Annotated in this window: 21 protein-coding genes, 2 riboswitches and 1 other annotated feature; of the genes, 4 read left to right on the top strand and 17 right to left on the bottom strand. The window is 35.9% G+C overall.

The window, feature by feature from the left end:
• Positions 1-45 precede the first annotated feature (45 nt).
• Positions 46-1,317 (bottom strand): glutamate/aspartate:proton symporter GltP, encoded by a 1,272-nt coding sequence (gene gltP / locus BAQ44_RS16025; RefSeq protein ID WP_000821135.1) that lies wholly within the window; start codon positions 1,315-1,317, stop codon positions 46-48.
• Positions 1,318-1,810: 493 nt separating this feature from the next.
• On the opposite strand from gltP, the gene BAQ44_RS16020 reads away from it, so the two are divergent.
• The gene (locus BAQ44_RS16020; protein WP_063261958.1) at positions 1,811-3,082 is read left to right on the top strand and encodes a murein hydrolase activator EnvC family protein; all 1,272 of its coding nucleotides are present in this window, start codon (positions 1,811-1,813) and stop codon (positions 3,080-3,082) included.
• A gap of 103 nt (positions 3,083-3,185) precedes the next feature.
• Positions 3,186-3,350, top strand: a complete 165-nt coding sequence (locus BAQ44_RS31080) for a hypothetical protein (protein WP_169833828.1) — start codon at positions 3,186-3,188, stop codon at positions 3,348-3,350.
• A gap of 26 nt (positions 3,351-3,376) precedes the next feature.
• On the opposite strand, the gene BAQ44_RS16015 is transcribed toward BAQ44_RS31080, so the two are convergent.
• From BAQ44_RS16015 to BAQ44_RS15955, 12 genes are all read right to left on the bottom strand, one after another.
• Positions 3,377-4,732: a sodium-dependent transporter gene (locus BAQ44_RS16015; protein ID WP_063261957.1), complete on the bottom strand. Its 1,356-nt coding sequence runs from the start codon at positions 4,730-4,732 to the stop codon at positions 3,377-3,379.
• A 111-nt stretch (positions 4,733-4,843) separates the two neighbouring features.
• Positions 4,844-5,092, bottom strand: a binding site (T-box leader).
• A gap of 61 nt (positions 5,093-5,153) precedes the next feature.
• A complete protein-coding gene (locus tag BAQ44_RS16005) occupies positions 5,154-5,771 on the bottom strand; it encodes an NAD(P)-binding protein (protein ID WP_001973399.1) in 618 nt (205 codons plus the stop codon).
• Positions 5,746-6,501, bottom strand: coding sequence for a sirohydrochlorin chelatase (locus BAQ44_RS16000; RefSeq protein ID WP_071722366.1), 756 nt, complete (start codon positions 6,499-6,501; stop codon positions 5,746-5,748). Before BAQ44_RS16000 ends, BAQ44_RS16005 begins: the two co-directional genes overlap by 26 nt.
• Position 6,502: 1 nt before the next feature.
• Positions 6,503-7,279: a uroporphyrinogen-III C-methyltransferase gene (cobA, locus tag BAQ44_RS15995; RefSeq protein WP_071722363.1), complete on the bottom strand. Its 777-nt coding sequence runs from the start codon at positions 7,277-7,279 to the stop codon at positions 6,503-6,505.
• An 85-nt stretch (positions 7,280-7,364) separates the two neighbouring features.
• A complete protein-coding gene (locus tag BAQ44_RS15990; protein ID WP_000366917.1) occupies positions 7,365-7,565 on the bottom strand; it encodes a DUF3906 family protein in 201 nt (66 codons plus the stop codon).
• Positions 7,566-7,575: 10 nt separating this feature from the next.
• On the bottom strand, positions 7,576-9,198 hold the full coding sequence (locus BAQ44_RS15985; RefSeq protein ID WP_071722361.1) for a nitrite/sulfite reductase: 1,623 nt from the start codon (positions 9,196-9,198) through the stop codon (positions 7,576-7,578).
• Positions 9,199-9,210: 12 nt separating this feature from the next.
• Complete coding sequence (cysC, locus tag BAQ44_RS15980; protein ID WP_071722358.1) at positions 9,211-9,804, bottom strand: adenylyl-sulfate kinase; 594 nt, start codon at positions 9,802-9,804, stop codon at positions 9,211-9,213.
• Positions 9,805-9,816: 12 nt separating this feature from the next.
• Positions 9,817-10,953: a sulfate adenylyltransferase gene (gene sat, locus BAQ44_RS15975; protein ID WP_071722357.1), complete on the bottom strand. Its 1,137-nt coding sequence runs from the start codon at positions 10,951-10,953 to the stop codon at positions 9,817-9,819.
• A 38-nt stretch (positions 10,954-10,991) separates the two neighbouring features.
• Positions 10,992-11,696 carry a phosphoadenylyl-sulfate reductase gene (locus tag BAQ44_RS15970; protein WP_063261952.1) on the bottom strand — a complete coding sequence of 235 codons (705 nt, stop codon included), beginning with the start codon at positions 11,694-11,696 and terminating at the stop codon, positions 10,992-10,994.
• 87 nt (positions 11,697-11,783) lie between these two features.
• Positions 11,784-11,927, bottom strand: a complete 144-nt coding sequence (locus BAQ44_RS15965) for a YezD family protein (protein ID WP_000116161.1) — start codon at positions 11,925-11,927, stop codon at positions 11,784-11,786.
• A gap of 72 nt (positions 11,928-11,999) precedes the next feature.
• Positions 12,000-12,108, bottom strand: a riboswitch (SAM riboswitch).
• 117 nt (positions 12,109-12,225) lie between these two features.
• Positions 12,226-13,542 (bottom strand): diaminopimelate decarboxylase, encoded by a 1,317-nt coding sequence (lysA, locus tag BAQ44_RS15960; RefSeq protein WP_071722356.1) that lies wholly within the window; start codon positions 13,540-13,542, stop codon positions 12,226-12,228.
• A gap of 180 nt (positions 13,543-13,722) precedes the next feature.
• Positions 13,723-13,904, bottom strand: a riboswitch (Lysine riboswitch).
• Positions 13,905-13,993: 89 nt separating this feature from the next.
• Complete coding sequence (locus tag BAQ44_RS15955) at positions 13,994-14,389, bottom strand: DUF3888 domain-containing protein (protein WP_001228835.1); 396 nt, start codon at positions 14,387-14,389, stop codon at positions 13,994-13,996.
• Positions 14,390-14,642: 253 nt separating this feature from the next.
• Here BAQ44_RS15955 and BAQ44_RS15950 point away from each other — a divergent pair, with 253 nt between their 5' ends.
• Both BAQ44_RS15950 and pssA read left to right on the top strand, forming a co-directional pair.
• Positions 14,643-16,529 carry an LTA synthase family protein gene (locus BAQ44_RS15950; protein ID WP_071722354.1) on the top strand — a complete coding sequence of 629 codons (1,887 nt, stop codon included), beginning with the start codon at positions 14,643-14,645 and terminating at the stop codon, positions 16,527-16,529.
• Positions 16,530-16,710: 181 nt separating this feature from the next.
• The gene (pssA, locus tag BAQ44_RS15945) at positions 16,711-17,412 is read left to right on the top strand and encodes a CDP-diacylglycerol--serine O-phosphatidyltransferase (RefSeq protein ID WP_000285414.1); all 702 of its coding nucleotides are present in this window, start codon (positions 16,711-16,713) and stop codon (positions 17,410-17,412) included.
• Positions 17,413-17,441: 29 nt separating this feature from the next.
• Here pssA and BAQ44_RS15940 read toward each other — a convergent pair whose 3' ends face one another.
• The 4 genes from BAQ44_RS15940 to hisE all read right to left on the bottom strand — a co-directional run bounded on the left by BAQ44_RS15940 (position 17,442) and on the right by hisE (position 20,148).
• Positions 17,442-18,413 (bottom strand): NAD(P)-dependent oxidoreductase, encoded by a 972-nt coding sequence (locus tag BAQ44_RS15940; protein WP_071722352.1) that lies wholly within the window; start codon positions 18,411-18,413, stop codon positions 17,442-17,444.
• 144 nt (positions 18,414-18,557) lie between these two features.
• On the bottom strand, positions 18,558-18,725 hold the full coding sequence (locus tag BAQ44_RS15935) for a DUF4025 domain-containing protein (protein ID WP_001118891.1): 168 nt from the start codon (positions 18,723-18,725) through the stop codon (positions 18,558-18,560).
• A gap of 67 nt (positions 18,726-18,792) precedes the next feature.
• On the bottom strand, positions 18,793-19,812 hold the full coding sequence (locus BAQ44_RS15930; protein WP_071722349.1) for a histidinol phosphate phosphatase domain-containing protein: 1,020 nt from the start codon (positions 19,810-19,812) through the stop codon (positions 18,793-18,795).
• 12 nt (positions 19,813-19,824) lie between these two features.
• Positions 19,825-20,148 (bottom strand): phosphoribosyl-ATP diphosphatase, encoded by a 324-nt coding sequence (gene hisE / locus BAQ44_RS15925; protein WP_071722347.1) that lies wholly within the window; start codon positions 20,146-20,148, stop codon positions 19,825-19,827.
• Position 20,149 lies beyond the last annotated feature (1 nt).

The raw sequence follows: 20,149 nt of genomic DNA, 5'->3' as shown, positions 1-20,149 counted from the left end.
TAGAAAAGCCCCCACATATTATGTGAGAGCTTGTTCAAATTATAATTAAGCTGCTTGCTTATTAGAAATCTCTTTCAAATAGGCCTGTCCTTTTTCAGCGTCATACTGACCTTCCCACTTAGACATAACTACAGCCGCTAAAGAGTTACCTACAACGTTAACTGCTGTACGAGCCATATCTAAAATACGGTCAATACCAGCGATGAAGGCTAAACCTTCAGCTGGAATACCTACTGTACCAAGTGTCGCTAATAATACAACGAATGATACGCCAGGTACACCCGCAATACCTTTTGATGTAAGCATTAATACAAGTAATAATGTAATTTGTTGTGTAATGGATAAATCAATACCGTACATTTGCGCTAAGAAAATAGCTGCAATTGCTTGATATAAAGTTGATCCATCTAAGTTAAATGAATAACCTGTCGGAATAACGAAAGATGTAATTGCCTTCGGACAACCGAACTTCTCCATTTTCTCCATGATTTTCGGTAAAACTGTTTCTGAACTCGCTGTAGAGTATGCTAAGATCAATTCGTCTTTTAAAATCTTAAAGAATTGGAAAATGTTAATTCCAAATATTTTCGCTGTAATCCCTAATACGACTACAACGAAGAAAATCATTGCTCCGTATACTACAATTAATAATTTCCCTAATGGAATTAATGAAGAAAGACCAAATGTAGAAACTGTGACTCCAATTAGTGCAAACACACCAAATGGTGCAAATTTCATAACTTGGTTTGTTACGTAAAACATTGCATCAGCTACACCTTGGAAAAATTGAAGAACCGGTCTTCCTCTTTCACCAATTGCCGCTACACCTAAACCAAATAATACAGAGAAGAAGATAATAGCAAGCATATCTCCGTCAGCTAATGACTTCATAATGTTCGTTGGAACAATATTTACAAATGTATCTGCAAATGAATGACTTTGTACTTGCTCTGTCGTATGTGTATATTTTGAAATATCTGTCTTTGTTAACTGCTCCATATTTACGCCTTTTCCTGGTTGGAAAATATTCGCAATCAATAGACCGACAATAATTGCAATTGTTGTAATAATTTCAAAGTAAATAATTGTTTTTCCGCCTAGTCGGCCTAATTTTTTAACATCGCCAACACCAGCAACCCCAACAACAATACTTGCTACAACAATCGGTACAACGATCATTTTAATTAATCGGATGAAAATATCACCAATTGGTTGTAAGTAACTCACCACTGCCGGATTGCCAAAGAAAATCGCCCCAACTGCAATACCTAGCGCAAGTCCTATTAATATTTGCCATGCAAGTCCTATTCTTTTCATATTTGTTGTAACCCCCTCTTCGATGTGTCACTCTATCTCTCATTCTATCTCTATAAAACTTGAAATTAAGAGTATTACATATTATTCGACAATTCACTACATTTTGTCCCTGTTAAAAATCATAAATCAAAATTTAAAATCTGACAACAAAATAAGTTTGCCCGAACGCAAATAATTTTCTTGACAAAAACAAAACACATGTCAGAAAACCTCACATGAGAACGATTCCTTATCAGTGTTTTATTGGATTTCTATCTACTAATTAATTATATAAAACAAATATTTTTTCCCTTTATTTTACAACAAAAACCAAAAAATACATCCTTGTTACACGAACAAAAAAGTGCATCCAACATGACAATTATCATTAAAAGATGATAAATTCCGACAAAACTTAGCAATTTTATAAAATTTTCTTTACATTATGATTACAACGATAGACACTCTTCTTCTTATGATATATAACATTCATAGGGAAAGGAGCCAGACAACCATGAAAAAGAAATTTGCAGCGTTTAGTGTTTTAGCAGCAGGAACGATTTTTGTTTCTCCGCTACTTTCACCCGTATACGCTGAAACGAATCAAGATAAATTATCTAATATTCAATCTGAATTAGAAGGAAAACAAAATGACTTACAAAATAAATCAGCTGAGAAAGACCAAATAGAAAAAGAAATTCAAGAATTACAAAAGAAAATTGACGATTTAACTACTTCTATTAATAAAAACGAAGCTGAATTAAACGATACAAAAAAAGAAATTAGTAAAACACAACAAGTAATTGCTGAAAAAAAGAAACATATAGAGCAATTACAAACAAACATAGATACGCGTCAGGAAGTTATTAAGCAACGTTTACAATCTATGCAAGAAAAACCTCGTACAAATATTATTACAGAGGTAATAACAACTTCTACAAATATCGCTGATCTTGTTGATAATATGTACTCTGTAAGCTTAATTTTAAACAACGATACTGATATTGTGAAAAAACAAACAACTGATCAAAATGCTGTAACGAAAGAAAAAGAGGCTGTTGAGAAAAAAGAGCAGCAACTAAAAGAAGCTGAACAAAAATTAGTTCAAAAACAACAAGAGTTGCAAACGAATCAACAACAGCAGCAAACATTTATTAGCGATCTACATACGAAAGTAGCAAAAGTAGATTCAGAGATTGAAGGGTTAGAAGAATCTAAAGGTATTTTAGAAAATCAGCGTCAAGCCGTTCAAAAAGCAATTGAAGAAGAAAAACGTGCGGAAGAAGCTCGTAAGGCTGAAGAGGCACGTAAGGCAGAGGAAGCTCGCAAACAAGCTAATACATCTGCTCAAACAGCTCAAGCAGCTCCAACACCACACGATACAAATATTGGCGGTTTTATTAAACCAGCAGCCGGATCAAAAACTTCTGGATTTGGTGTGCGCTCTATAGATAACCATAAAGGAATCGATATCGCAGCTTCAGGAACTGTTCCAATTATAGCCGCTGCAGATGGCGTCGTTATTCGCTCAGAATTATCATCTAGTTATGGAAATGTTGTGTACTTATCTCACCGTATAAACGGAAAAACATACACAACAGTATATGCTCATATGAGTAGCCGTTCTGTATCAAATGGACAAACTGTAAAACAAGGTACTCAACTCGGATTTATGGGGAACACTGGCCAATCATACGGACAACATTTACACTTCGAGCTTCACCTTGGAGAATGGAATGTCGGCAAAACAAATGCAGTTGATCCATCTCCTTATATCGGATTATAGAAAAAAACTCGGTGCATACCGAGTTTTTTATTTATACTTCACACAATATAGGCTTTCCACATAGACTAAAACTAAATGCCTATAGTTTACGGGGTGATCAACTATGAATACACAATTGCTACAAGAAATAGAAGAAGCTAGAGAGACGTATATCGGCCGGATATTTACGTTTGGCGGTTCAGCGTTATTTTTAATCGGATCATTCTTCGCAGTCGTCACAGCCTACAAAGCATACAATCGCTTATTAAATACACCTCCAACACAATAAAAAGACGGAGAATTCTCCGTCTTTTTTTATGCAAACATTTTAAATACGCCTATCGCATTTAAAAATACAATAATTACAGTTACCGGAATAACATAACGAAGCAAGAAGAACCAAATGTTAAATAATGTTTTCCCTTTCGTTTCCGTAACTTCTAATTCTTTCATTAGCATTTCTTTACTCATTTTATTTGGTACGAATAGCGAGATGGCTAGTACGCCAAGCGGCAGTAATACATTACTTACCGAAAAATCGACGAAATCAAAGAATGTCTTACCAAATATTTTCACATCACTCATAATTCCAAACGATAATGCTGACGGGATTCCAACTGCAAAAATAAGAATACCAATTAATAATGATGCTGACGGACGCTTTTTCTCATTATCTTTCGCAACAGATGCTACTACAATTTCAAGCATAGAAATCGCAGATGTTAACGTTGCAAAGAAGAATAAAACTAAAAACATAATGAAGAAAAATTGTCCAAATGGTATTTTCGCAAATACTGCTGGAAGGACGATAAACAGTAGTCCTGGTCCTTCAGTCGGCTTAACGCCTAATGCGAAAATCGCCGGGAAAATCGCTAATCCTGCAAGCACTGTAATAAAAACAGTTAAACTTACAATAGATGTTGCTGATTTAGCTAAATGTTCTTCTTTCTTTAAATATGAACTATACGTGACCATTACTGAAGCACCTACTGTTAGCGAGAAGAACGATTGTCCCATCGCGTATAAAACCGTATCTGCTGTCAGCTTTGAAAAATCTGGTTTTAAGAAGAACTCTACCCCAGCAAAAGCACCATCAAGTGTTAAAGCACGAACTATAATCGCAATAAACAAAATAAATAATAGCGGCATCATATACTTACTTGCTTTTTCTATCCCTTTCTCGACACCTTTACTTACAACAAAAATAGTGCAAAGCATAAAGATAAATTGCGCTCCAATCGCGCTTACTGGATTTGAAATCGTTTCACCAAATAATTTCCCGTAATCAACAACACCATTCCAGAAGCTTCCTGTAACACTATAATATAAGTACAGTAAAATCCATCCACCTACAACACTATAAAAAGATAGTACACTAAAACAAGTAACAACTCCCATACGACCAATCCAAGGATATAACTTACTATTTGGCACCAATACTTTATATGCTGTCACTGCCTCTTTTTGCGTACTACGTCCAATAACAAATTCAGCTAAAAGAAGCGGCATACCTATAAATAAAGTTAATAGTAAAAATACAAGGAAGAATGCGCCTCCCCCACCATTACCTGCAACATATGGAAATTTCCATATGGCACCAAGACCTACTGCGGCTCCGGCTGCTGCGAGTACAAAGCCTATTTTCGACGTCCATTGCTGTGTTTCTTTCATCATAATTTCTCCTTTTTTGAATATTTAAACTTTTATCAATTATACACTTTCATTTCATACTCGCACACCTCCTTTAGAAAATAAAAAAGTCCCCTACACGCAAATATGCATGTAGAGGACGATATATGTAATGTAAATACCGTGGTACCACCTCAATTGGATTGATAAATCCCACTTGTTCAAGTACAGGAAACATTCCGATACTCTATCCTTTTAACGGCGGAACCCGGGTTGCCTACTACAATGTTCAACATACCTCTCGCAAGCCCATTCTGTATATTTTATCGTACCGGGCTCACACCTTACCCCAGCTCTCTGACCGTATCAAATATACGTACTCTTCTTGCTCATCGATTTTATCTATTGAAGTTACTTGTGATTATAAATTATATTTTTATAGTTGTAAAGTACAATTTCTTCATTATCCTATATGAACTCTTCTCTCTAATTCTTGTAAAAACAATTCTCTTTTTTGTTCATTTTGAACATATACCGACTTTAATACTTCTTGCAACAATATATTTCTCTGCTGTTTCTCTATTTGTAATTCTTTCACTTTAATTCTAACTTCGTATAAAAAATCAAGATATGATTCATACGCCTCATCATATTTATTTGCGATATCATCACGAATTTTTTTTGCAAGTTTCGGACTCGCTCCTCCAGTAGAAACAGCCACATTCAGTAATCCACGATGAATCGCCGCCGGAAAATGAACATTCCCACTTTCCGGGTTCGTAATAACATTTACTAATTGATTCTCTGCACTATCTTCAGCAACTTGTTCATTTAATACAGCATCACCACTCGCTGCAACAACTAAAAAAGCACCTTGAATATCACTTTTTTCATACTCCCTTTGATACCAACGAATTTGCTTTTCTTCCACAAGTTTCACTAAATTCGCATCCAATTCAGGACTTATCACAATTATATCCGCACCTTGTTTTAATAAAGGAATAATTTTGAATCCCGCGACTTTTCCTCCTCCAATGACAACAACACGTTTCTTCTCAACTCGCACTGTAAGTGGATACATATTGATCTCCCTTCAATAATTTCTTCGTTTTCTGAATTAACATATATTGAAACGCTTCATTCTTTCCTAAATACGGACTTATTTTTATCTCATCCGACCCATATTGGCGCACTTCTTTTTCAATATGTTTCATAAGTAAACCGGTAAATAACAAGTAAGGCAGCACAACAATGTTCTTTTCTTTTCGTTCTACAACTTCCTTTAACTTCTCCTCAAATTTCGGCTCGGCAGCTGCTAAATAGCAAACCTCTACTTTTTTAATTTTCTCTTCCGTTTGAAATAAAGAAGCGATCCAGTTTATATCCTTTAATACTTCAGGATCGCTACTCCCTCTTGCAACGAGAAGTAACGTCACTTCATTCGTCTCTTCCTGTTCGATCCCACTTCCGTTATACACTGATTTAACGAGTGTTTCTGATACACCAAACGGATTACCATAGGTCACTTTAACACTTGAAAATTGATTATTTAACTTTCCTAATTCAAACGGGATATCTTTTTTCACGTGACCTGCCGCTAAGAGAAAAACCGGAATAACAATAATCTCTGTAGCACCACGGTTCACACATGTACGGAACCCTTCATCAATAGTTGGACTCGCTAACTCTAAAAAACAAACTTCTTGAATACTTGCCTCTACACGATTCATACATGACGTAATAAATGCAACCGCTTCTTCTTTAGCTGCTTTCAAACGACTTCCATGACATATATATAAGATGGCTTTCATTTTATAACACTCCGCTTACTTGATACGTACTTTCAGTCTGCTTCTCAAACCAATGGATTTTTTCTCTAAAACGGACCACTTCTCCAATTACAATCATGCTCGGATTTTGAATTTGTTCTTTTTTCGCGACATCTACAATTGTTCCTAGCGTCCCGACAACTGTGCGCTGCATAGAAGTCGTTCCCCTCTCAATAATAGCAGCAGGCGTACTTGTATCTTTTCCATGTTTCACCAGTTGTTCACATATGTAGGGCAAATTACTAACCCCCATATATACGGCTAACGTCTCTACACCTTTCGCTAAATGTTCCCACTTCACTTCCTCTTCAGCATCTTCTTTCCTATGCCCCGTCACAATAGCAAAACTTGCACTCGCATCACGATGCGTCACTGGAATACCAGCATAAGCAGGAGCAGCTATTCCAGCTGAAATACCCGGAACAATTTCAAACGGTACACCTTGCTTCGCTAATGCTTCAGCTTCTTCTCCCCCTCTACCAAATACAAATGGATCCCCGCCCTTTAGCCTCGTTACAACTTTTCCTTTTTTCGCGTATTTAATAAGAAACGTGTTAATTGTCTCTTGCTTCATCGTGTGATAATTTGGCAGTTTTCCGCAATAAATTAAATCCGCTTCAGGCTTTGCGTATGAAAGCAACTCTTTATTTACGAGACGGTCGTATAAAATAACGTCTGCTTTCTCAATACATTTCAATCCTTTCACAGTAATTAAATCTGGATCACCAGGACCTGCTCCAACGATATAAACCTTCCCCATCATCTCTCCTCATTTCTACTATTAAAGTGAAACTTCCATCCTTATATACGAATGGAAGTTTTCATCATCTCCTATTACCTGTTCTCTACTCATGAATAACAAATGCCGCACCTTTTCGAATCTTCTTTTTTTCAAATAGAGAAATTTCCTTTACTTCTGGCAGCGGTAAAAAATGCTTTTCAAGCTCCATCTCCGCGAGCTTAAATGCCTGTTCTTCACTTTGAGCAACGACAACAATCGGAACAATACTATTCACTAACACGGCTTCAAATCGATATAAATCCATATTGTCCCTCCTAAGACGCTAGTACTTCTTCTAACACGGTATTTAACGCTATTTGTAGTGTGTCTACACCGATACGACCAACAAAATCATAAAACGTTTCAGCTGGTAATTTATTCTCTTTGAAATAACTTATAAATGATGCAAGTACATCAGGTAGATCCTCGCCATCTATTTTCCCTTTTAACTTTTGATTGTAAGCACCGCCATCTAACAACGTTCCACCTACGTATATTTCAAATGCTTCAACAATCCCTTTTTCCTTCGTTTTCATTTTCACCCCTTGTAATCCAATGTCAGCAATTTGACGTTGACCACATGAATTCGGGCATCCTACCATATGAATACGAACCGGAACATCGAGTGCAATTTGTGTATCTAAGTATTCGGCGATTTTGCGTAATCTTTCTTTCGTTTCTACTAATGCAAGATTGCAATATTCAATACCAGTACAAGAAACCGCATGACCAATAAACGATTTCGGACTTGCTGATATTGCTTCAAACAATGGTTCATTTAATAAACCCGTTACATTTTCTGGCGGAACATTCGGAATAATAAAGTTTTGCGAGTTACATGTGCGAATTTGTCCATTTCCATACTGCTTAGCAATTCTCGCAATTTCAAACATTTCTTCTGCATGTAGACGTCCTACTGGTACATTAAAACCTACATATTTAAGGCCATCTTGTTTTTGATCTTGAACTCCATAAAAGTATCCCGCATTCCAGCCTTTTAGAGCACTTTCCCCTTTACTTTGCAATGGTCCTGTATACTCTATTAGTTTCTCTTTAAATTTCTCTGCTCCCCAGTCTGCAACAAGAAATTTCAAACGAGCTAAATGACGTTTTTCACGGTATCCAAAATCACGGAATATCGTAGCAATCGCAATCGCTACCGCCTTCACTTCTTCTGGTAAAACAAATACATCTAATTCATCAGCTAAATATGGACGAGCTGATAATCCACCGCCTACTTTTATATGAAAACCAACTTTTTTCTCACCATCTATTTCTTTCGTAGCAGGTGTAAATGCCACACAGTTAATCTCTGCGTTCGCAGAATTATAAATGTTAGAACTAATAGACATTTTAAATTTACGTGGCAAGTTAGAAAACTCCTCATTATGTTGGAAATAGTCGTATACCTCTTTCACAATACCAGTTGTATCAAACAGTTCATTTGCATCAATGCCAGCAAGTGGATTCCCTGTAATATTACGCGTTATATCACCACAAGCCCCAGCTGAAGATAACCCAACCCTTGCTAATCTTTTAAAAATATCTGGCATTTGATGGATTTCTAACCAATGAAACTGAATCGCCTGTCTTGTTGTAATATCTATTACGTCACGCCCATAATCCTCAGCGATAGAAGCAAGCACTTCTGCCTGCGCATTCGTAATAATCCCTGAAGGAATATTTACACGCATCATAAAATAACCAGCTTCTTTCGGTCTTTGTAAATACAAACCTGCCCACTTGAATGCGTCCCACTCTTCTTTCGGAATAGATTCGAAGCCATTCTCTGCATAGTAAGGAATATCATTAAAGATTTCCAATCCATCTTTTTTTAATTTATTTTTCTCAGTCTGATTTAATTTTTCATTGTTAGCCCATACTTTTTCATAACTCATTTTTTAATCCCCCTATATAAAACTACGCTCTTGTAAGTACTTCACAATTTGCTCTGCACATTCTTCAATAGAATACTTGTGCGTTTCTACAATTAATTCTGCTTGTTCTGGTTCCTCATACGGCGAATCAACACCAGTAAACTCTTTAATATCGCCTTGTCTTGCTTTTTTATAAAGCCCTTTCGGATCACGCTTCTCACACTCTTCAATTGGACACTTTACAAACACTTCTATAAACTCATCTGCCGCTAATAAATCCCTAACTTGTTTTCGGTCTATTCGAAATGGTGAAATAAACGCTGTAAGAACAACAGTACCTTGATCTACAAATAGCTTCGCCACTTCGCCAATCCGTCTTATATTTTCCATACGATCACTTTCAGAAAAACCTAAGTCTTTATTTAAACCGTGGCGTATATTATCACCATCTAGTACATAGTTTCCAATATTCTTTTCAAATAGTTTACGAGCAACCGCGTTCGCCACCGTAGATTTACCTGAAGCTGATAGACCAGTAAACCAAACTACAAAACTATGATGCCCATTTTTTACTCTTCTCTCATCTTTTGAAACAGATGCTGTATGCCAAGTAATATTTGTATCCATCTCATTCTCTCCCTATTCTGTTACTACTTCTTTTTTCAAACCTTTAATTAGCACTTCCACTACTTCTTTACGACTAAATGTACTCGGCGGAACCTCACCGTTTCTTAATAGTTCTCTTACTTTTGTACCTGATAAAATGACATGATCCTCTTTTCCGTGCGGACATGTTTTCGTCGAAGCCATCGCTTCACATTTCGTACAGTAAAAACTATGTTCAAAAAATAGCGGTGTAATTCCTAATTCTTCCACTGTAAAGTTTGTAAAAATTTCTTGTGCTTCATAAGTCCCGTAATAATCTCCTACCCCAGCGTGGTCGCGCCCTACGATAAAGTGGGTACATCCAAAATTCTTTCTAACTAATGCATGGAATATCGCTTCCCTCGGTCCTGCGTAACGCATTGCTGCAGGAAATACACCTAAAAAGACACGATTTTTCGGATAATAGTTTTGAAGTAATACTTCATAGCTTTCCATCCTTACATCAGCAGGAATATCGTCCGACTTCGTTTCCCCAACGAGTGGATTCAAAAAGAGACCGTCTACAATTTCAAGAGCAGATTTTTGAATATACTCATGAGCACGATGTACCGGATTTCTCGTTTGAAATCCGACTACTGTTTTCCAACCACGTTTTTTAAATTCTTCTCTCGTTTCAATTGGATCTAAATGATAAGAAGGAAACTGATTATTTTCAAATCGTTTCGTAAGAATAATCGCTCCACCGACATAAACGTTCGGTCGTTCATATAATTTTTTCACTCCTGGATGAGCCTCATCCGTCGTTTTATATACAAGTAATGCTTCTTTCTCTTTATCAGGTACAAAAATATCTTCTATTTGAATGACACCATATACATTTCCGCTATTAACAAGCTTTACTTCTTCTCCAGCCTTTAGGCTTTCTGCCACTTCTTCCGTTACCGGTAATGTAATTGGTATACTCCATACGCTTCCGTTTGCTAAGCGAAGCGTTTCTACAACCGAATCATAGTCCTTCTTTCCTAAAAAACCAGTGAGCGGGCTATATCCCCCTGTCGCTAATAGCTCTAAATCACTTAACGCAATGTTGTCTAGTTGAATTTCTTTTTCGATTTGTGATACGTCGTATGTCTCGTCTATAAGGTTTACTAATTCGTTTCTTGTACTCATTTTCTATACCCTCTCTTAGCTTTATTTTCAAATTCATCTTATTGGTAATGAAGACCACATTCTGTTTTCACTTTCCCGGCCCATCTACCATCCCTCGAATCGCCACCCTCTCCTACAGGTAACGTACACTTCTCGCACCCAATACTTGGATATCCAATATCATGCAGCGGGTTATACGGCAAACTATGTTTGTATACATATCGCCATACTTCTTTCCACGTCCAATGAATGAGTGGACAAACTTTAATCGATTGAAAACGATGATCTTGATTTATAAACTTTGTATGCTTACGTGTTTCTGATTGTTCCCTCCTTAAGCCCGATATCCATGCTTTTTCCGCTGCTAATGATTTTTCTAACGGTAAAATTTTCCTGATTTTACAACAAAGGTTCGGATTACTTTCCCATAATTTCTCACCATGCAACTTCGCTTGTTCATCAAGTGTAAGTTCCGGCTGTTTTTCTATAATATTTAATAAAGGAAATCGTTCCCGCACTTTTTGAATTAATTCATACGTTTCGCGAAAATGAACATTTGTATCTAAAAATACAACTTTAGCAGATGGATTTACTTGGTTTATAAGGTGCAGTAATACCATTCCTTCTACCCCAAAGCTACATGCGTATACAATTTCACTTTCATATTCTTTATAAGCCCAACTTAAAACAGATAGCGCGCCTTTTGTTTCATCTTCTTCTGAAAATGAAACATTATTTTCTTCCCACGTTTCATACGTCAACATGTTTTTTCCCCCTGTAAAAGCAAAAAGGCGGTTTTAACCTAATCAAAATAGGTTAAAACCGCCTCTAGTTTTTCTAGTCAGCGCTTTTTACTTTAAACGTACCTTTTCACTTTTCTCTAATTGAATGACTTTTCCATCTTGCACAACAATTGTAATTGAACCATATTTCATATCAGCAAGCATCGCTTCAATTTTCTCAGACACTTCCTCAAAATGTTCCCGTACACTCACGCGAACAGCCCCCCTTTTTATTCATAAAAAAAATCTTTCCCATTTCGAAAAGACTGTTCGGTAATATATTTTACCTTATCTTTCAAAATGGATTCCATTTTGCTGGATTTAGCACCTTGCTTTCTATAAGCAGGTTGCCGAGCTTCTTCGGGCCAGTTCCCTCCGCTTCTCTTGATAAGCTTTGTATTTGTATTTTATCACAATTCTGATTTTTTTCAATCCTAGTTTTCCGATATATTTTATTTATTTTATTTTTATAAAAAAGGAATTGCCCATTCGAACAACTCCTTTTTCCCATTTACACAAGTTCTTTAATACGTATGCGATCGTTCCCAATAATATTTTCATATGTTTCGCGCTCTACAACAATTTGTGATGTACCGCCTTTCGCGAAGACAACAGCTGGCCTACGAATCCGATTATAATTATTTGCCATCGAGTACCCATATGCCCCTGTACAAGAAATTGCTAATAAATCGGCAGAAGCAACTTTCGGTAGAGTAATATCCCAAATTAACATATCTCCACTCTCACAACACTTCCCAGCAATCGAAACGACTTCCTCATTCTCATCATTTCCTCGATTCGCTAACATCGCTTCATAACGAGCGTTATATAAAGCAGGTCTTAAATTATCAGTCATTCCACCATCCACTGATACATATTTCCGAATACCAGGAATATCTTTCACAGATCCAACTGTATAAATTGTCGTTCCAGCATCACCTACAATACTACGGCCTGGTTCAACCCATATTTCCGGCAAGGGATAATTACATACTGTAAACTGTTCCCTCACTGCACTTGTTACAGCTCGCACATATGTCTCAAGAGTTAATGGTGTATCTGACTCTGTGTAGCGTATTCCGAATCCTCCGCCCACATTTAATACTTTTACTACATAGTTCGCTCTCTCTCTCACTTCTTCTAAAAATTGATGAAGAACTTCAATCGCTCGAACAAATCCAGCCGTTTCAAATATTTGCGATCCGATATGTGAATGAATTCCTAACACATCATAATTTGATTTTTGTAAAGCAAGCTCAATTGCTTGCATCGCTTGACCATTTGAAACTCCAAACCCAAATTTCGAATCATCTTGACCTGTTGTAATATATTCATGTGTGTGCGCCTCTACTCCAGGCGTTACACGGATTAATATGTTCACAAATTTCCCATGTTGCACTGCTAAATCATGCAAAATTTCTAACTCTAAGAAATTATCGACAACAAAACAACCAATATTCGCCTGAAGTGCCATCACAATCTCTTCTTCTGTTTTATTATTGCCGTGAAAATGAATACGCGATGCTGGGAATCCCGCTTGAAGCGCAGTATATAATTCCCCTCCAGAAACAACATCTAATGACATATTCTCTTCACGAGCTACTCGGCACATCTCCATGCACAAGAACGCCTTGCTTGCATATGCTACTTGATAAGAGAACCCACTTTCTTTAAAAGCACGATGAAACGCGCGGCACTTTCCTCGAATAGACTCTTCATCGTATACATAAAGTGGTGTTCCATATTGTTTTGCTAGCTGCGTCGTATCGCACCCTCCAATTTCTAAGTGTCCTTGCCCATTGATTCGGCTTGTGCCGTGTAAATACATTTGAATTCCTCCCTTATTTCCTCTAAAACTCATAACCCCAATCTTCTATTCATTGCAGCACGCTTTTAGATAGACAAAAAACGCGCGGAACAATGTTCACACGCGTTTCTTATTAGGAAAAATATATATTGAAAAAATAAACGAGTTGTTATCTCCTCAAAATAAGAAACCGCATCAACATCTCCAAATAGCTCTCCATAAAAGAAATCTTATGACAGTACTACATTTATTCAATGTAGTCCCAATATATGAATAAGATGGTTATTCTTATATTTCGGCAATAGTCCCTTTCAACCTATGATCACAGATTCCATTAAATCTCCCATAGCTTACTCTTTCCTATTGCGGCCTCTACCTTTGAGAGTAGATGAGGTAAGTCTATTTAATTTTCAAACATCTAATTGTTGCTATTAACAATACCAAAGGACCATTTTATTTGTCAAACAATTTTTTATATTGTTTTTTTACAGTTTAATTTCGTATCATTTGGTAAGCGCTTTACTAAAATCTTTGTCACTTCCCATTCGCCTTCTTCATTATTAAAAGTAATTGTTACTTTTTCAAATGGCGGAACAATTTTCCCACCAACCTGTTCATATTTCGTCACTTCAATAACCGCTTGAAATAAATATGTACCGCTATATACTTTTTTTAAACTAATAATTTTAGGACATTGATAAGGCTTTAAGCTCCCATATTGTTTTTCAATGGCTTTATTTATTTTCGGAAACAAAACAGAATAAAGGGCATCTTCCATAAGAGGTGCATCATATTGGGCTACCGACACACTTGGTGAAGCAAAAAGTATAACACTACTGCATACTATAAAATATAATAATTTTCGCATGATAACCTCCGTATTGTTACACGATTCTTTCTGCACACGATAATAATCATACATAGAAACTCCGTTTTATTGTCTCCTACTGCCCTTTTTCTACTCAATTATTATAAAAAAGCCCACAACTCTCTTTTATTTTCGTATAATGATACTCATAGTATAATAAACATAATAATAAAGGACTGTTCGTATATATAAAATGAGGTGCTAATCAAACCAGCTCACAAGAACGGTCATGCTTTTAGGAGAGGAGTATATTATGCTACAACGTCTGTTTCCAAAACTGCGATTTGCACTCGTTGCAGTCGTTTTATTATGGATAAAAACATATATTGTGTACAAGCTAGCATTTGATATTAAAATCGATAATTTCTTTGAAGAATTTATGCTTTTTATTAATCCACTAGCTGCATTACTTTTATTTTTCGGTTTTGCTTTATTTGCATCTAAACACCGAAACCGCATTATAGTTGGAATCAGTTTTATACTGTCCTTTATTTTATTTGGAAATGCAATGTTTTATGGGTTTTATAACGATTTCGTTACATTCCCAGTTTTATTCCAAACAAATAATATGGCTGATTTAGGGACGAGTATAAAAGAACTCTTTACGTACAAAACATTACTTTTATTTGCAGATGCGATTATTTTAATGTTTCTTTCACGTAAATTCCCGGCATTTTGTGACAAGACGCCTCTTTCACGCTCTGAGAAGCGAACTTTCTTTACCGGTGTAACAGCTTTATTAGCACTACAAATTGTTGTTTCCGTTATTTATAAACCACAAATGTTCTCACGCTCATTTGATCGTCAAACAGTCGTGAAAAATTTAGGTTTATACACATATCATCTATTTGATATTACACTTCAATCTAAATCTTCAGCTGAACGTGTATTTGCAAGTGGAGATGGGTTCTCTGAAATTAAAAACTATACAGACTCAAAAGATAAGCAAGTTGATAAAAACTTATTTGGAGCTGCAAAAGGTAAAAATGTTATTTTGATTTCCATGGAATCTACACAAAGTTTTGTTATTAATAAAAAAATAAATGGAAAAGAAATTACTCCATTTTTAAATGAATTTATTAAAGATAGTTTTTATTTCGATAACTTCTATCATCAAACGGGACAAGGTAAAACTTCTGATGCTGAATTTATCGTTGAAAATTCACTTTATCCGTTAGACCGCGGTTCTGTATTCTTTACTCACGCAACAAATGAATATACAGCTACACCAGAGCAATTAAAAAAATACGGATATTCTTCTGCTGTCTTCCATTCAAACGATAAAACATTTTGGAATCGTGATGTAATGTATCCTGCACTTGGATATGATCGTTACTTTAATTTAAATGATTACGTAGGCACAGAACAAATGTCTGTTGGCTGGGGATTAAAAGATAAAGAGTTCTTTGAACAATCGATCCCAAAGCTAAAATCTTTACCACAACCGTTCTATACAAAATTTATTACTTTAACAAACCATTTTCCATTTCTTCTAAATCCCGAAGATCAATATGTTGATGAGTTTAATTCGGAAAGTGGTGTTGTAAACCGCTACTTCCCAACCGTTCGTTACACGGATGAAGCTCTTAAATTATTTATTAAACAATTAAAAGAAGAAGGACTGTATGATAATTCTGTTATTGTCATTTATGGAGATCATTACGGCATTTCAGAAAACCATAATGCAGCTATGGCCCAGTTCCTTGGGAAAGACGCTATTACACCGTTTGATTCTATGCAATTACAACGCGTCCCTCTCATTATTCATGTACCTGGTCAAGAAGGAAAAGTCATTTCTAAAGTATCTGGTCAAATTGATATTAAACCAACGCTACTTCATTTACTTGGTATTAAAACAAATCAATCCGTTGAATTTGGAACTGACTTATTTATTAAAGAAAAAGATCCACTTATGGTAATGCGTGATGGTAGCTTCGTTTCGGAAGAGTATGTGTATACAAAAAACATGTGCTATAAACGAAATACAGGTGAAGAAGCTGACATTTCATTATGCCAACCAAATATTGAAAAAGCAAAAACTGAATTGAAACTCTCCGATAAACTCATTTATGGAGATTTATTACGTTTCGATCCTAACAATCGTTATAAAACTGGAACAATGACAACGAAATTTGAGTAGTACTAGAAGCAACTTTATAAAAGTTGCTTCTTTTTTTACTTATTTTTCAAATCATTCTTCTATGAAATCTTTCACAAATTGGGAATTTCTTTCGTATGAGGAAGAAATTTATGGTATGATAAAATAAGTAAAATTTCATACACTAATTAAGAATTTATTACAGAAAGCAAGGGATCAGATTTTGTATAGAGCAGCTATTCCAAACTTATTTACGCTCGGAAATTTATATAGTGGATTCTTGTCAATCGGCTATGCATCTTTAGGATATTATAAATCAGCTGCTATTTTAGTACTTATCGGGATGATGTTAGATAGTCTTGATGGGCGTGTTGCTCGTTTATTACGCGTTGATTCACAAATGGGAAAAGAGCTTGACTCACTTGCGGATGTCGTGACATTTGGTGCAGCACCTGCTGTTCTTATGTATTACACATCTTTCTCCAATTACGGAATCATCGGACTATACATAGCGGGACTATTCCCTCTTTTCGGAGCATATCGTTTAGCACGATTTAATGTAACACCATCTTCTACTTCAATGAAATATTTCACTGGGGTACCGATTACAGCAGCGGGAGGGCTTGTTGCTTTCTTAACATTATTTTCACATATCATTCCAAAAATCGTTCTTATTACAGTCTTTGTAACGTTCGCATTTTTAATGGTGAGCCGCATTCGTATCCCAAGTTTAAAAGATGTACCACTTCCACGATATAGCATCATTATTACACTATTTTTAGTTGGAAGCATTATCACAATGTACCAAACAGGGATCGGTAACTTTTCTGTTTTCTTATTCATTGCTATTCCACTATATATTTTGTATATGCTATCTCAATTTCTTAGACAAAGACCATCTAAAAGAGCAAATAAAGAAAAATAAGAAACCTTCCGATTTCGGAAGGTTTCTTTTTATTTTGTAACTACTGCTTTTTGATTTACAGGTGTTACAGGCTCTTCACCTTTTAATACGGCTAAAATATTTCTTACTGCCATTTCAGCCATCGCATCACGCGTTTCGAATGTTGCATTTCCTACGTGAGGAGCAAGTACTACATTCTTTAATCCTTTTAGCTCTTCAGTAATTTTCGGTTCAAATTCAAATACGTCAAGAGCCGCTCCTTCAATTTCATTCGTTTTTAATGCTTGAGCAAGTGCCGCTTCATGCATAATTGGTCCACGTGAAGCATTTACAATATACGCTGTTTTCTTCATCATTTTAAACTGTTCTTCATCAATCATATGATGCAATTTTGGATTATACGCACAGTTAATTGTAATAAAGTCTGCTGTTTGTAATAATTCTTCCAATGTTACATATGTTGCTTCCAGTTCACTTTCAGCTTCAGGTTTTCGATTTGGCCCTGTATATAAAATATTCATTCCAAACGCTTTCGCACGCTTTGCAACTGCTTTTCCGATTTCTCCAAGGCCAATAATTCCAATTGTTTTCCCATGCACTTCACGACCTAGGAAAAATAATGGTGCCCATCCGTTAAATCCAGTTGTACGACATAGCGTATCACCTTCCGGAATTCTACGTGCAGCTGCTAAAAGAAGTGCAAATGTTAATTCCGCTGTCGCTTCAGTTGATACTTTCGGTGTATTCGTTACCGCAATCCCTTTTTCTCCGGCATACGAGTAATCAATATTATCGTAACCAGCACCGTAGTTTGCAATAATTTTCAAATTAGGTGCCGCATCGATCACTTCTTTTGTCACCTTTGTAGAAAGTAGGCTTAACAATGCATCTTTATCTTTTGCACGCTCTGTTAATTCATCTAAAGAAATTAAAGCCTCTTTATCGTACATTTCTACATCATGATCCTTTAATAGTTCTAATCCGATTGCTGGAATTTTTCCTGCTACTAATATTTTCGCCACTACTAACACCTCTTCTATAGAAAATAAGATACCTCTTATCTTTCATTGTAAGAAATCCACATATAAAAACCAAGGAATTTGATTATAGTTTTGAAAATCGACACTTTTCCATAAAAAAAGAGGAGATGCAAGTCTCCCCTCTTCTTATGCTTTTTCTTGCGATTCTTTTCCAAGCTTCACATCGATCGTTCCTTCTGCAACTGTATCACTAATTTGTTCCTCAATAACGGATTGAGATGTAGCATTCGTTTCAGAAGTATACGCTTGTTGCTGTGCACTTTGTACATTTTGTTTATTTTGTTGTTTCGCCATTTCTTACCCTCCTTTTTATTCTTTCTTATTTTGAACAAAAAGGAGAGTTTTCATCAAAAAATCGTGATCATTTTGAAATGGATACTTCTTCTTCCAGTAATCTCATCGTTCTTACTCGTTTCGTAAAGGTAGCTAAGTGTGAAATATCATGATTACGTAACGTCTTTATATTCTCTTCCACATATTTTCCTAAATCATGCGGATAATGCGCATCTGAGGAGAGAGTAATCGGAACCTCGTGCTTAGCTAATACTTGTAAATATAGTGGACTCGGACACATTTCGCGCACAGGATAGCGATAGTACAATCCTGCATTTATTTCCGTTGCCGTATTAGTTTCTACTAATGCACGCGCAATGTCCTTATAATACGAAAGTTGTTCATTCTCATCTAACCGATAATTAAATACTTTTATGTTATCAAGATGAGCTATTATATCAAATAACTGAGAGCGAACTGCACACTCAACCGTTTTGAAAAACGTATCATATAAAGCATATAAGTTATGCTCCTTAAAATATTCTTTCGTGTCTGGATTATCAAATCCCCAGCCATTTAAAAAATGGACAGAACCAATTACATAATCAAAGTCTCCTAATGCTAGTAAAGATTGTAATTCTTGTTCACCACCAATAAAATAATCCGCTTCAATTCCAAGTTTAAGCGTCACGCCTCGTTTACTCCAACGTTCTTTCGCTTCTTCTATTGCCTTTGTAAAATCATGTAGTGATGCTACCCTTACTTGATCTAGCCATTCCTTCTGTAAACGACCAAGCTTAGAATCACTAATATCGACATATCTTTCATAGTATTCTTTCGCTTCATAAAAACGGTATAAATGATCGACAATACCAACTTCTTTTATACCTTTTCGCAAAGCTTCTTCTAAATATAAATCAATCCATTTCGTTGTAAATGGCCCTTCTTTCACACGTCTTTGTAGGCGTTCTTGTGTTTTCACAAGCCATTCCATAGAATGTTTTTCTTCTTTAAGCGGTTCATACTGTTGCAATGATTCATTTATTTTAGCTAGCCACCCTATTGAATATGGCCCTTCTTCTAAATGAATGTGATAATCCACCTTCATCTATATTCCCCCTTATAATGTATCTATGTCTCTTCTGTCCCCTACTCGCGAAAACTTCCCATTTCTTTCTGTCACTTCCTCCATAACATCTTCTAATGATATATTTTTTTCGGCTAATAAAACGAAGCAGTGATACAATACATCCACCATTTCCTTCACCAATTCTTCTTTATCATTATTTTTAGATGCGATAATTACTTCCGTGCATTCCTCACCAATTTTCTTTAAAATTTTATCTTCTCCTTTTGAAAACAAGTAATTTGTATACGATTCAGGAACTGGATTTCTCTTTCGTTCTTCAATTGTTTCAAATAGTAATGTAAAGGCGTTTCCCATA

Origin of the sequence: Bacillus mobilis (assembly GCF_001884045.1) — a bacterium.
GTDB classification, from domain to species: domain Bacteria; phylum Bacillota; class Bacilli; order Bacillales; family Bacillaceae_G; genus Bacillus_A; species Bacillus_A mobilis.
The sequence above is the reverse complement of the archived record's forward strand: the minus strand, read 5'-3'. Positions and strand labels throughout refer to the sequence as shown.